This window comes from Actinophytocola gossypii (assembly GCF_025165815.1).
In the GTDB taxonomy this organism is placed as follows: Bacteria; Actinomycetota; Actinomycetes; order Mycobacteriales; family Pseudonocardiaceae; genus Actinophytocola; species Actinophytocola gossypii.
Genome location: NZ_JAFFZE010000004.1, coordinates 476,955 through 490,250, shown reverse-complemented (window position 1 = coordinate 490,250; position 13,296 = coordinate 476,955). Strand labels below are relative to the sequence as shown.

Genomic DNA, 13,296 nt, shown 5'->3' with positions numbered 1-13,296 from the left:
CTGTGGATGTTCGCCCGAACGTCGTCCCCGTCGTCGGGGTGCTGGTGGGCCTGTGCTGTCTCGGTTTCGCTCTGGTCAACGTCGTCTTCGAGGTCACAGGGCACTTCGACCGAGGCCGCTACGCCGAGTACTCCTCGGCGTTCAGCGTGCTGAACTGGCTGGTGGTGGTGCTGAAGGTGGCCGGAGCGGCGGTTGCCCTGCTGTCGGTCGCCAGGCGTCCCTGGCCGGTCCCGGCGGCGGTGGTGACCGTGTCGCTCTGGGGTGCCTTCGCGACCCTCGCCGGGTACGCCCTGGGCAGCGTGGCGGAAGCGGTCGGCATGGCCGTCGGGCTCACCGGCACCGTCGACGGAATCGATCTCGCCGGCATCGTGTACGTGCTGTTCTTCCTGCTGGTGGCGGCCGGCTTCGGCGTCCTGGCCGTCTCCTACTCGCGGCGGCACGGCACGCGCCGGCGGCTCGCGGTTCTCGGCGTGCTGGGCGGGCCGGTGCTGCTGGGCCTGGTGCTCGTGGCCGTGCCGGCGCTGCTGGCCGCTGTCGGGCTCATGCCTTCGCCCTGAACCGGGTCGTCCGCAGCCCCGCGCCGGCGAAGGGCACCAGTGCGACGGTCAGCAGGGCGGAGACGAGCAGTGCGCCCTCCGGGCCCATCCCGTGGACCAGCGGTCCCGCCAACGCGAGTCCGATCGGTGCCGCCAGCACCGAGCCGGCGGTCCACAAGGTGATCAACGGCTGCTGTTCGGCTGGTTCCAGCGCCGACTGCACCAGGGTGTGGACCACCGGGGTGAACGGTGCGTAGACGAGTCCGCCGACGAAGAACACGGCGACCGCGAAGGGGGTGGACGGCGCGGCGAGCAGCAGCAGGACCGTCGCGGCCCAGCCGCCGATGATGGCGACCAGAATCTTCTGCCCGGAGAACCGCTGCAGGCGGTTCGCCAGCACCGCACCGAGCAACGCGCCCACGCCGAAACCGGACCAGACCAACCCCAGGGCGACCCCGCTGCCGTCGAGACCGCGCACCAGCAGCGGCAGGGCGACCTCCACCGGCATGTAGAACAGGTTGAAACCGAACACCACGACGAGCAGCCGGGCGGCCACCGGGATGCGCCGCAGGACCTGGAAACCGGAGACGGACACGCTCGCCCCGCTGACCGCACCGGCCTTCGCCGGGGCGGCGAAGGCCACCGCGACCGCCAACACGACCAGGCTGAGCCCGTTGACCAGCACAGCGGTTCCAGGACTCGCTGCGGTGGACAGCACCCCGCCCAGCACCGGCCCCACGGCGTAGAGCGCCAGACTGGTGCTGGTGCCGAGCAAGGCGTTCGCCGTGAACCGGGCCTCGGGTTCCACCATGGCGGTGAACACCAGCCGGCGGGCGCTCATCGCGACGATCCGGAACACGGAACCGGCCAGCAGGCCACCGGCCAGCGTGACCAGCGTGACCGAGTCGGCCACGGCGAGCACGCCGAACCAGGACCAGCGCACCGCCGCGCAGGAGGCAGTCGGCGAGGATCAGGGCGCGCGGCGGTATCCGCAGCGTGCCGAGCCCGATCGTGAAGGCGAGCACGGTCGCCAACACGTACGGCGAAGCCTGGACCGCCCCGATGGCCAGGGCGGCGGGCACGTCACCGTGGACGCGCAGGGTCAGCAGCGGCAACGCCGTGATGATCATGCCGTCGCCGACCTTGGCCACGACATCCCCCGCGAACAGTGCCCTGATCCGACCGTCGCGCAACACCCGCCGGTACGACCACCCGCTGAACATGATCACGCCCGCCATTGTGGAACCTCCACCGCGCTGGAGGTCCAGAGTTCGCCGCACATCGGCGGAGCGGGTCGCGCCGACGGCGCCGGCGCCGGCCCAACCAGGAGCCGGTCGAGGGGTCAGCGGCCGATGTCGCTGCGAGCGGCGCGGCGCGGAGGCCGCCTCGCGGGACTGCCCGCCGGAGTTTTGCGCGCCTGAGCCAGCTCCTGGAGTCCCTCCCGTCCTGACGGTGCGGGTCCGTCCCCCGCGACGGAACTGGGACATGACGCGGACGAAGCCAGGACGTCCACCGGAGAGGGTGGTCGCAGGTCATCGTGAGATCTGCGAGGAGGACGGAATTGCTTGGTATCCGACGAGTGGCTCTGGCGGCACTGCTGCTGACCACCGCCGCCGTGACCGCCGTACCCGTGGCCGCGTCCCAGTCCGTCGGGTTGCGCGAGTTCTACGAGCAGCGGCCCGAGTGGAGTCCGTGCGACTTCGACGCCGAGGTGTCGTGCGCCTCGATCGAGGTGCCGCTGGACTACCGAGACCCGGGCGGAGAACGGATCTCGATCGCGGTCAGCAGGCAGGCGGCCGCCCAGCCGGCGACCCGGCGCGGGGTGCTGTTCTCGAATCCCGGTGGGCCGGGCGGTTCCGGGCTCGTCACGGTGGACGCCAGTGGTGACACCGTTTCCTGGCCCAAGGACCGGTTCGCGGACACACCGCTGAGCCGGCACTACGACCTCATCGGCTTCGATCCACGTGGTGTCGGCCGGTCGACCTCCTTGTCCTGTGAGCAGCCGACGACGGCCAAGCCGTTGACCTCCCGGCCGACCGAAGCCGACTTCGACACGGCGATCGAATGGGCGAACCAGGCCCAGGCTGGGTGTGAGCAGGTGAGCGGCGACCTGCTGCCGCACATCAACACCCGGGACACGGCCCGGGACATGGACGTGCTGCGCGGCGTCCTGGGCGCGAAGAAGATCAACTACGTCGGCTACTCGTACGGCACCTACCTCGGCGCCGTGTACGGCACGCTGTTCCCGGAACACCTCGACCGCAGCGTGCTCGACTCCGCGGTCCCCGGGAACATGGACTGGCGCCGCACCCAGATGAACAGCGCGGTCGCCGCGAAGCGCAACGTGGAGCAGTGGGCGGAGTGGACCGCGCACCGCGACGGCCGCTACCACCTCGGCGCCTCGCGGGCGGAGGTCCTCGCCACGGTGGCAGCCGTCTCGGCGAAGCTGCCGGAGACGACGGAGCAGTTCGGCAGCCAACGAACGCGGTTCGACAAGGAAGTGGGTTTCGCGGCGGCCCTGCGCCCGGACTGGGACCGGCTGGCCGAGCTGGTGCGCGAGACCAGGGCCACGGGCACGTTCCCCGCCCCCGTCCCGCCGGCCGCTCCTTCCGGCACGGGGCTGCTGACCGGCTACATCCCGGTGAACCAGACGGTCCACTGTGAAACCGAGTGGCCGACCGACCTGGACACCTACCGACGCGACACGGCGCTGTTCAGCGAGAAGTACCCGTACGGCGCCGGTGCCGTCACCGCCATGCCCGACCCCTGTACCTTCCGCGCCGAGCCACCGAAGGAGAGGGCGACCACGCTCCGGCGGGCCGGCTACCCGACCGGCCTCGTGGTGCAGGCCGAAGGCGACATCCAGACCGCGTACTCCGGCGGGGTGGAGATGGCCCGCCGGCTGCACAACCGGCTCATCACGGTGGTCGACGACGGCAACCACGGCCAGTACGCCCGCCGCGGCAACGCCTGCCTGGACGACGCCGTCACCAGGTACCTGCTGGACGGCACGCTGCCCGCCGCGGACCTGACCTGCCCTGGCCAGCCCCGCCCGGCCATCCCCGTCACCCGGTAGCACGGAAAGGATTCGGATTCCCATGCGCGTTCTGGCCGTGGCCTGCGCCATGACAGCGGTCGTCCTGGCACCGACCGAAGCTGACGCCATCGTGGGCGGCACCGTCGCCCCGCCTGCCCCCTGGGGTGCCCAGGTGTACACCGACGAGCCCGGCCGCCCGGCGGACGGTTTCGTCTGCGGCGGCACGATCATCGCCCCGCGATGGGTCCTCACCGCCCGGCACTGCGTCGACGCGGACGACGGGATGCGGGTCAGGATCGGAGCCAACACGTTCGGAGCGGGTACCGAGGTGCGTGTCGACGGGAAGAACCCGTTGATCGACTCCGACATAGCCCTGCTCCACCTGTCCCGACCCGTGTGCACCAGGTACGCGAAACTCGCCGACACCGACCCGAGCCCGGGCGAGGTCGACAGCATCTACGGCTGGGGAAGGGAAACCCCGGGTGGACCGCCCGCGCCGAGGCTGAAGGTCGCCGAGGTGACGGTGCTGCCGGCCGGCGGCCGCACGGACATGTTCGGCGGCCGGGCACTCGTCAACGAGGGCCGGACCGGCGCCGCCATGCCGGGCGACTCGGGCGGCCCCCAGTTCCACGACGGCGAGCAGGTCGGCGTCGCGTCGATGCTCGACCACGACGGCAACGACCCGAACGGGACCGCCGTCTACTCGAGCGTCGCCGCCCACCGCGACTGGATCAGGTCGACGGCCGGGGTGTGACCCCGGGACGCGCCGAACGAGTGCGTGCCACGCTCCGAACCCGCTGCCGGGTGCGACACTGGACCTGGACAGGACGATCATGACCCGGAGCGAGGTTCGGCGGTGGACGACCCGGTGGTGGGGAGCAAGGTCGCGCGCGAGCCGGCGATGACCGACGTCGCGCGGCTGGCGGGCGTCTCCCACCAGACCGTCTCGCGGGTGCTCAACGGTCACCCCAACGTGCGCGAGCAGACCCGGCTGCGGGTGCGGGCGGCGATCGCGGAGCTCGGGTACCGGCCGAACAAGGCGGCCAGGGCACTGGTCACCGGGCGCACCCAGCTCATCGGGGTGGTGGCGGCCAACTCGACGCTGTACGGGCCGGCGTCGCTGCTCGCCGCGTTCGAGCTCGCCGCGGGGGAGGCCGGGTTCGCGGTGAGCCTCAAGCGGGTGCGGGTGCTCGACCGGACCTCGATCGCCGAGGCCGTGGAGCACCACCGGGACCAGCGGGTGGCGGGCATCGTCGTGATCGCGCCGACCGCGTCGGCCAACGAGGCGCTGGCCGACGTGCCGGCCGGGGTCCCGCTGGTCACCGTGGACGGCGACCCGGAGCGGGCGACCGCGATGGTGACCGTGGACCAGCACGCCGGTGCCTTCGAGGCCACCCGGCACCTGCTCGACGCCGGGCACCGGACGGTGTGGCACGTGTCCGGACCGCCGGACTGGTTCGACGCCATGGGCCGGGTCCGCGGCTGGCAGGACGCGCTCGCCGCCGCCGGCGCGGAGGTCCCGCCCCTGGTAGCGGCCGACTGGAGCGCGGCCTCCGGCTACCGGTCGGGCCAGATGCTCGCCAGGATGCCGGAGGTCACCGCGGTGTTCACGGCGAACGACCACCTCGCGCTCGGGCTCCTGCGCGCGATGAGCGAACGCGGCAGGAAGGTGCCGGACGAGGTGAGCGTGGTCGGGTTCGACGACGTGCCGGAGGCGGCCTACTTCATCCCGCCGCTGACCACGGTCCGCCCGGACTTCGACGCGGTGGCGCGCGAGACGCTCGGCCTGCTGCTCGCGCAGGTCGACGAGGGCGAGGTCGCCGACCCGAAGCGGACGGTTCCGCCGACCCTGGTGTCCCGCGACAGCGTCGCCCCGCCCCCGGCCTGATCCTTCGCGCGCTCATGTGCGCGTTCACTTCGATTACTCGACAAGTGATCAATACGTCTTGACGGCCTGATTGTTAGCGATAACACTACCGGGCATGATGGACGAGCCCGTGGTGGTCGGCGTCGACTTCGGCACGTTGTCCGGCCGCGCGGTCGTGGTGCGGGTGCGCGACGGGGCGGAACTCGGCACCGCCGTGCACGACTACGCCCACGGGGTGCTGGACGAAGTCCTGCCGGCCACCGGCGCGGCGCTGCCGCCGGACTGGGCGCTGCAGGTGCCGCGCGACTACCTCGACGTCCTGCGCACGGCGGTGCGGGCGGCGGTCCGGAACGCGGACGTCGACCCGGCCCGGGTGATCGGCATCGGCACCGACTTCACCGCGTGCACGATGGTGCCGACCACCGCCGACGGCACCCCACTGTGCGAGCTGCCCGAGTTCGCCGGGGACCCGCACGCGTACGTCAAGCTCTGGAAGCACCACGCCGCCCAGCCGCAGGCCGACCGGATCAACCGGCTCGCGGCCGAACGCGCGGAGAAGTGGCTGCCCCGCTACGGCGGCCTGATCTCCTCGGAGTGGGAGTTCGCCAAGGGCCTGCAGGTGCTCGAGGAGGCGCCAGAGGTCTACCGCGCGATGGCGCACTGGGTCGAGGCAGCGGACTGGATCGTCTGGCAGCTCACCGGCCGCTACGTGCGCAACGCCGGCACGGCCGGGTACAAGGGGATCCGGCAGGACGGCACCTACCCGTCGGCGGACTTCCTGCGCGAGCTGAACCCCCGGTTCGGCACGTTCGTCGTGGACAAGCTGAACCAGCCGGTCGGTGCGCTCGGTGACCGCGCGGGCGGCCTCTCCGCGCTCGCCGCGTACTGGACCGGGCTGCCCGAGGGCATCGCGGTGTCCGTCGGCAACGTCGACGCGCACGTCACCGCGCCGGCCGCCCGCGCGGTCGATCCCGGCCGGATGGTCGCGATCATGGGCACCTCGACCTGCCTGGTGATGAACGGTGCGGACCTGCGCGAGGTGCCGGGCATGTGCGGGGTCGTCGACGGCGGGATCGTGCCGGGCATGTGGGGCTACGAGGCCGGACAGAGCGGTGTCGGGGACATCTTCGGCTGGTTCGTCGAGCACATGGTGCCGCCGTCGTACCACGACCTGGCCCGCGAGCGCGGGATCTCGGTGCACGAGCTGCTCACCGAACTCGCCGCCGAACAGCCGGTCGGGGCGCACGGGCTGGTCGCGCTGGACTGGCACAGCGGCAACCGTTCGGTGCTCGTCGACCACGAGCTGTCCGGGCTGGTACTCGGCCAGACCCTCGCCACCCGCGCGGAGGACGTCTACCGGGCGCTGCTGGAGGCGACCGCGTTCGGCACCCGGACGATCATCGACGCCTTCACCTCGGCGGGCGTGCCGGTGGACGAGCTGGTCGTCGCCGGCGGGCTGGTGCGCAACCCGCTGCTGATGCGGATCCAGGCCGACGTGACCAACCTGCCGCTGCGCACGATCGGCTCGGCACAGGGACCGGCCCTCGGCTCGGCCATCCACGCCGCGGTCGCCGCCGGCGCCTACCCGGACATCCGCGCGGCGGCCGACGCGATGGGCGCGCCGGACGGGGCGACCTACGAGCCGATCCCGGCCAACGTGGCCGCCTACCAGCGGCTGTTCACCGAGTACACCGAGCTGCACGACCACTTCGGCCGGGGCGGCAACGACGTGATGCGCCGGCTGAAGGCGCTGCGGCGGGAGGCGAGGACCGCGTGATCGCCGAGCTGAGGGAGACCGTCGCCGTTCTGCACCGGGAGCTCACCCGGTACGGGCTGGTCAGCTGGACGGCGGGCAACGTCTCGGCCCGCGTACCGGGCGAGGACCTGATGGTGATCAAACCCTCCGGCGTCTCCTACGACGAGCTCGGACCGGACGCCATGGTGGTGACCGACCTGCACGGCACGCTGGTCGACGGCGCGCTCAGCCCGTCGTCGGACACCGCGGCACACGCCTACGTCTACCGGCACCTGCCGGACGTGGGTGGGGTGGCGCACACGCACTCGCCGTACGCGACCGCGTGGGCGGCGCGCGGCGAACCGATCCCGTGCGTGCTCACCATGATCGCCGACGAGTTCGGTGGCGACATCCCGGTCGGCCCGTTCGCGCTCATCGGCGACGACTCGATCGGCCGCGGCATCGTGGACACGTTGCGCGGCAGCAGGTCCCCGGCCGTGCTGATGCGCAACCACGGCCCGTTCACCGTCGGCCAGGACGCCAGGGCCGCGGTGAAGGCCGCGGTGCTGCTGGAGGACGTGGCCCGGACCGTCCACTTCGCACACCAGCTCGGCACGCCGGAGACCATCGAGGCCCGGCACGTGGACCACCTCTACACCCGCTACCAGAACGTCTACGGGCAGTGAACCCAGCAGGAGGAGGCCACGTGCCGTCCGCAGCGAAGCCGCAGATCTGGTTCCTGACCGGGTCCCAGCACCTCTACGGAGCCGAGACGCTGGCGCGGGTCGCGGACCAGTCGCAGCAGCTCCAGCGGATGCTCACCGACACCGCGCGGATCTCGGCGGAGATCGTGTGGCGGCCGGTGCTCACCGACTCGGCGGCGATCCGGCAGGTGATGACCGACGCCAACGCCGACTCGTCCTGCGTCGGGGTGGTCGCGTGGATGCACACGTTCTCGCCGGCGAAGATGTGGATCACCGGGCTGGACGTGCTGCGGAAACCGTTGCTGCACCTGCACACCCAGCTCAACGAGGCGCTGCCGTGGTCGACCATCGACATGGACTTCATGAACCTCAACCAGGCGGCGCACGGCGACCGCGAGTTCGGGTTCGTGCAGACCCGGCTCGGCCTCGCCCGCAAGACCGTCGCCGGGCACGCCGCCGACCCCGAGGTGACGCGGCGGATCGACGAGTGGGTGCGGGCCGCGGCCGGCCACCACCACCTGCGCGGCCTGCGGCTCGCCCGCTTCGGCGACAACATGCGCGACGTCGCGGTGACCGAGGGCGACAAGGTGGAGGCGGAGCTGCGCTTCGGCGTCTCGGTGAACACCTACGGCGTCGACGACCTCGTCGCGCTGGTCGACGCGGTCCCCGAGGCCGACGTGGACCTGCTGGTCGCCGACTACGCCGACACCTACACGCTGGCCCCCGAGCTGGCGCGTGGCGGCGACCGGCACGGCTCGCTGCGGTACGCGGCGCGGATCGAGGCCGGCCTGCGCCGGTTCCTCACCGACGGCGGGTTCGGCGCGTTCACCACGAACTTCCAGGACCTCGGCGGGCTGCGCCAGCTGCCGGGCCTGGCCGTGCAGCGGCTGATGGCCGAGGGGTACGGCTTCGGCGGCGAGGGTGACTGGAAGACCTCCGCGCTGCTGGCCGCGATCAAAGCCATGACTACTGGCACCGGGCGCGGCACGTCGTTCATGGAGGACTACACCTACCACTTCGGCCCTGGCACGCCGAAGATCCTCGGTGCGCACATGCTCGAGGTCTGCCCGACGATCGCCGCCGCGCGGCCGTCGTGCGAGATCCACCCGCTGGCCATCGGCGACCGCGAGGACCCGGTCCGCCTGGTGTTCGACGCGGCCCCGGGTCCCGGCGTTGTCGCCGGCCTCGTCGACCTCGGCGACCGGTTCCGGCTGGTGGCCAACGAGATCCAGGTCGTTCCACCGGACGAGCCGCTGCCGAGGCTGCCGGTCGCCCGCGCGGTGTGGCAGCCGGCGCCGAACCTGTCGACCTCGGCGGAGTGCTGGCTGATGGCCGGCGGCCCGCACCACACCGTGCTCACCCAGGCCGTCGGCTCGGGCGTCCTGCGTGACTTCGCGCAGATGGCCCGGACCGAGCTGGTGCTGATCGACGAGCACACCACGACCGACGCCTTCGCCGACCGACTGCGCTGGAACCAGGCCTACCACCGCCTCGCACAAGGGCTGCACTAGGAGATTGGGGAGAGACAATGACGTTTCCACGGCTCGCGGCGGGTGTCACCGCCATCGCGCTGGTGCTAGCCGGGTGCGGCTCGTCGCAGAAGACGGTCGACCAGGAACCGCAGTCGACCGACGGCGCCCTGGTCGGCGTGACCATGCCGACCCGGTCCTCGGAACGGTGGATCCACGACGGGGACAACATCTCCGCGGCGCTGGAGGACCTGGGCTACACGGTCGACCTGCAGTACGCGGAGAACGACATCCCCACACAGGCCAACCAGATCGAGAACCAGATCACCAAGGGCGCACGGGTGCTGATCGTCGCGTCGATCGACGGCACCGCGCTCACCTCGCAGTTGCAGCGGGCCGCGGACGAGAACATCCCGGTGATCTCCTACGACCGGCTGATCCGCAACAGCCCCAACGTCGACTACTACGCGTCGTTCGACAACTTCGAGGTCGGTGTGCAGCAGGCCACCTCGCTGCTGACCGGGCTCGGGGTGCTCGAGCCGGACGGCTCACCCGGCTCGGCGGAGGGCCCGTTCGACATCGAGCTGTTCGCCGGCTCGCCGGACGACAACAACGCCACGTTCTTCTTCGACGGGGCGATGTCCGTGCTCCAGGAGCACATCGACGCCCGCACCCTGGTGGTCCGGAGTGGACAGACGGACTTCCGCACGATCGCGATCCTGCGCTGGGACCCGGCCACCGCGCAGCGCAGGATGGAGGACCTGCTCACCTCGACCTACCGCGGGGGAGCGGCCGTGGACGGGGTGCTCTCGCCGTACGACGGGCTGTCGATCGGCATCCTGTCCGCGCTCAAGTCGAGTGGCTACGGCACCGCCGAGCAGCCGTACCCGGTCGTGACCGGCCAGGACGCCGAGGTCGCCTCGGTGAAGTCGATCATCGCCGGTGAGCAGTACTCCACGATCCACAAGGACACCCGGGAACTCGCCGAGGTCGCGGTGCGGATGGCCGACGCGGTGCTCAAGGGCGAGGAGCCGGAGGTCAACAACACCGAGGACTACGACAACGGCGAGAAGGTCGTGCCCGCGTTCCTGCTCGAACCGGTGATCGTGGACCGGACCAACTACGAGGAGGTGCTCGTCGAGTCCGGGTACTACTCCGCCGACCAGCTCCGGTGATGACCGACCACATCCTGCGGATGCGCGGCATCACCAAGTCCTTCCCTGGCGTCACCGCGCTCCGCGACGTCGAGCTGTCGGTGCGCCGCGGCGAGATCCACGGGGTGTGCGGGGAGAACGGCGCCGGCAAGTCGACGCTGATGAAGATACTCTCCGGGGTGTACCAGCACGGTTCGTACACCGGGCAGGTCGTCTTCGACGGCGAGGACTGCGCGTTCGGCGGGATCCGGGACTCCGAGGCCCGCGGGATCGTGATCATCCACCAGGAGCTGGCCCTGGTGCCGCAGCTGTCCATCGCGGAGAACCTGTTCCTGGGCAACGAGAGGGCCACCCGAGGGCTGATCGACTGGAACCGCACCAACCACGCGGCGGAACGGCACCTGCGCCGGGTGGGGCTGCGGGAGAACCCGACCACGCCGGCGGGTGCTCTCGGCGTCGGCAAGCAGCAACTGGTGGAGATCGCGAAGGCGTTGTCCAAGGAGGTCCGGCTGCTCATCCTGGACGAGCCGACCGCCGCGCTGAACGACGACGACTCCGCGCACCTGCTCGACCTGCTGCGCGGCCTGCGCGACGAGGGCATCACCTGCGTGGTGATCTCACACAAGCTGGGCGAGATCATCGACGTCGCCGACACCGTCACGATCCTGCGTGACGGCCGCACGATCGAGACGCTGGACGTGCGCGCGGACCAGCTCACCGAGGAGCGGCTGATCGCCGGCATGGTCGGCCGCGACCTCGAACACCGCTTCCCGCCCCGCGAGCCCACGGCGCCGGGGGAGGAGGTGCTGCGGATCGAGGACTGGACCGTGCACAGCCCGACGCAACCCGACCGCAGGGTGGTCGACGGCGCCACGCTGTCGTTGTGCCGGGGGGAGATCGTCGGCCTCGCCGGCCTGATGGGAGCCGGCCGCACGGAACTCGCGATGAGCGTGTTCGGCCGGTCCTACGGAGTGCGCATCTCCGGCCGGATCTTCAAGGACGGCAAGGAGATCGACGTGCGCTCGGTGCGCGCCGCGATCCGGCACGGGATCGCCTACGTCAGCGAGGACCGCAAGCGCCACGGGCTCAACCTGGTCGCCGACGTCAAGCGCAACGTCTCCGCGGCCGGCCTCGGTCTGCTGGCGAACCGCGGCTGGGTGAACGAGCACGAGGAGCTGCGGGTGGCCGAGCGGTTCCGGGACCGGTTGCGGATCAAGACCCCCGACGTGCTGGCCCCGACGCACACGCTCTCCGGCGGCAACCAGCAGAAGGTCGTGCTGGCCAAGTGGATGTTCACCGAGCCGGACGTGCTGATCCTGGACGAGCCGACCCGCGGCGTCGACGTCGGCGCCAAGTACGAAATCTACGCCATCGTCAACTCCCTCGCCGCACAGGGCAAGGCGGTGCTGGTGATCTCCTCGGAGCTGCCCGAGCTGCTCGGTCTGTGCGACCGGATCTACGCGCTGTCCGCCGGCCGGGTGACCGGTGAGCTGACCGCGGGGGAGGCCACCCAGGAACGGCTGATGCGGTACATGACCCAGGAGGATCGCCGATGAGTCTCGACGTCGTGCCCGGCTCGGACGTGCGAGCGCCGGCCGAGGCACCGCGGCGGCTGCGGATCAACCCGCGGCAGAGCGGGATCTACGTGGCGTTCGCGCTGATCGTGGTGCTGTTCGCGGTCCTCACCGACGGCGCGCTGCTGCGGCCGGGCAACATCTCCAACATCATCGTGCAGAACTCCTACGTGCTGATCCTCGCGGTCGGCATGATGCTGGTGATCATCAGCGGGCACATCGACCTGTCGGTCGGCTCGGTCGTCGCGGTCACCGGTGCGATCTGCGCGGTGTTGACCGTCCAGCTGGGACTGCCGTGGTGGCTCGCGGTGCTGGCGACCCTCGTCGCGGGGGCGTTGATCGGCGCCGCGCAGGGGTACTGGATCGCCTACTTCGGCATCCCCGCGTTCATCGTGACGCTCGCCGGCATGTTGGTCTTCCGCGCGCTGACCCTGACCGTGCTGGGCAACCAGGGCATCGGCCCGTTCCCGGACGAGATCCGCACCCTGGCCAACGGGTTCACCGGTGGTTACCTCGGCAACGTCGGGCTCGGCCCGCTCGGCGGCGCGGACCTCGTGAGCCTGCTGGCCGGCGTCCTCGTCGTGGTCGGGTTCGGCGTCGCGCAGTGGCGGAGCCGGCGCGCGCGGCAGGGGTACGGGCAGAGCGTGGACCCGATGCCGCTGTTCGTCGGCAAGATCGTGTTCGCGGCGGTGGTGGTGCTGTTCGTTGTCGTGCAGTTGGCGCGGTTCCGGAACCTGCCGTGGGTGCTGGTGCTGCTCGCCGTACTGGCGCTCGGCTACTCGCTGATGGCGAGCCGCTCGGTCTTCGGCCGGCACGTGTACGCCGTCGGCGGCAACCTGCAGGCGGCGACCCTGTCCGGCGTGCGGGTCCGGCCGGTGACCTTCTGGGTGTTCGTGAACATGGGTGTGCTGGCCGCACTGGCCGGGGTGATCTTCGCCGGCCGGCTCAACCAGGCCGGCCCGACCGCGGGCACGGCGTTCGAACTGGACGCGATCGCGGCGGCGTTCATCGGCGGAGCGGCCGTGCAGGGCGGCGTCGGCAAGGTGGTGGGCGCGATCACCGGCGGCCTGATCATGGGCGTGATCAACAACGGCATGTCGCTGATCGGAGCACCGAGCGAGCGGGTCATGCTGGTGAAGGGCCTTGTCCTGCTGGCAGCCGTCGCCTACGACGTGTGGACCAAGCGCCGGTCCGGTGCGGTGGCGGTCCGCTGACGAACC

Annotated in this window: 11 protein-coding genes; 10 read left to right on the top strand and 1 reads right to left on the bottom strand. The window is 71.3% G+C overall.

The window, feature by feature from the left end:
- The first annotated feature begins 2 nt into the window (after positions 1–2).
- Positions 3–557, top strand: coding sequence for a hypothetical protein (locus JT362_RS03565; protein WP_260189544.1), 555 nt, complete (start codon positions 3–5; stop codon positions 555–557).
- On the opposite strand, the gene JT362_RS03560 is transcribed toward JT362_RS03565, so the two are convergent.
- Positions 541–1,479 (bottom strand): MFS transporter, encoded by a 939-nt coding sequence (locus JT362_RS03560; RefSeq protein ID WP_260189543.1) that lies wholly within the window; start codon positions 1,477–1,479, stop codon positions 541–543. The genes JT362_RS03565 and JT362_RS03560 overlap by 17 nt on opposite strands.
- 636 nt (positions 1,480–2,115) lie before the next feature.
- Between JT362_RS03560 and JT362_RS03555 the strand changes: the two genes are divergently transcribed.
- The 9 genes from JT362_RS03555 to mmsB all read left to right on the top strand — a co-directional run bounded on the left by JT362_RS03555 (position 2,116) and on the right by mmsB (position 13,290).
- On the top strand, positions 2,116–3,612 hold the full coding sequence (locus JT362_RS03555) for an alpha/beta hydrolase (RefSeq protein ID WP_260189542.1): 1,497 nt from the start codon (positions 2,116–2,118) through the stop codon (positions 3,610–3,612).
- A 22-nt stretch (positions 3,613–3,634) separates the two neighbouring features.
- Positions 3,635–4,327, top strand: a complete 693-nt coding sequence (locus JT362_RS03550; RefSeq protein ID WP_260189541.1) for a S1 family peptidase — start codon at positions 3,635–3,637, stop codon at positions 4,325–4,327.
- Positions 4,328–4,474: 147 nt separating this feature from the next.
- Entirely contained in the window at positions 4,475–5,461 is a 987-nt protein-coding gene (locus tag JT362_RS03545) for a LacI family DNA-binding transcriptional regulator (RefSeq protein WP_375546437.1), read from the top strand.
- 97 nt (positions 5,462–5,558) lie between these two features.
- Positions 5,559–7,217 carry a ribulokinase gene (araB, locus tag JT362_RS03540; RefSeq protein ID WP_260189685.1) on the top strand — a complete coding sequence of 553 codons (1,659 nt, stop codon included), beginning with the start codon at positions 5,559–5,561 and terminating at the stop codon, positions 7,215–7,217.
- Positions 7,214–7,861, top strand: a complete 648-nt coding sequence (locus tag JT362_RS03535) for an L-ribulose-5-phosphate 4-epimerase (protein ID WP_260189539.1) — start codon at positions 7,214–7,216, stop codon at positions 7,859–7,861. Before araB ends, JT362_RS03535 begins: the two co-directional genes overlap by 4 nt.
- Positions 7,862–7,881: 20 nt before the next feature.
- The gene (araA, locus tag JT362_RS03530) at positions 7,882–9,390 is read left to right on the top strand and encodes an L-arabinose isomerase (RefSeq protein WP_260189538.1); all 1,509 of its coding nucleotides are present in this window, start codon (positions 7,882–7,884) and stop codon (positions 9,388–9,390) included.
- A gap of 17 nt (positions 9,391–9,407) precedes the next feature.
- Positions 9,408–10,523, top strand: coding sequence for a multiple monosaccharide ABC transporter substrate-binding protein (chvE, locus tag JT362_RS03525; protein WP_260189537.1), 1,116 nt, complete (start codon positions 9,408–9,410; stop codon positions 10,521–10,523).
- Positions 10,523–12,058 (top strand): multiple monosaccharide ABC transporter ATP-binding protein, encoded by a 1,536-nt coding sequence (gene mmsA, locus JT362_RS03520; protein ID WP_260189536.1) that lies wholly within the window; start codon positions 10,523–10,525, stop codon positions 12,056–12,058. The genes chvE and mmsA overlap by 1 nt, the downstream gene beginning before the upstream one ends.
- Positions 12,055–13,290: a multiple monosaccharide ABC transporter permease gene (gene mmsB / locus JT362_RS03515; RefSeq protein WP_260189535.1), complete on the top strand. Its 1,236-nt coding sequence runs from the start codon at positions 12,055–12,057 to the stop codon at positions 13,288–13,290. The genes mmsA and mmsB overlap by 4 nt, the downstream gene beginning before the upstream one ends.
- The last annotated feature ends 6 nt before the right edge of the window (positions 13,291–13,296 follow it).

Coding starts and splice junctions, on each gene's coding strand:
- araB (WP_260189685.1), top strand. CDS start 5,559: ATGGACGAGCCCGTGGTGGTCGGCGTCGACTTCGGCACGTTGTCCGGC.
- JT362_RS03545 (WP_375546437.1), top strand. CDS start 4,475: ATGACCGACGTCGCGCGGCTGGCGGGCGTCTCCCACCAGACCGTCTCG.
- JT362_RS03550 (WP_260189541.1), top strand. CDS start 3,635: ATGCGCGTTCTGGCCGTGGCCTGCGCCATGACAGCGGTCGTCCTGGCA.
- chvE (WP_260189537.1), top strand. CDS start 9,408: ATGACGTTTCCACGGCTCGCGGCGGGTGTCACCGCCATCGCGCTGGTG.
- mmsB (WP_260189535.1), top strand. CDS start 12,055: ATGAGTCTCGACGTCGTGCCCGGCTCGGACGTGCGAGCGCCGGCCGAG.
- mmsA (WP_260189536.1), top strand. CDS start 10,523: ATGACCGACCACATCCTGCGGATGCGCGGCATCACCAAGTCCTTCCCT.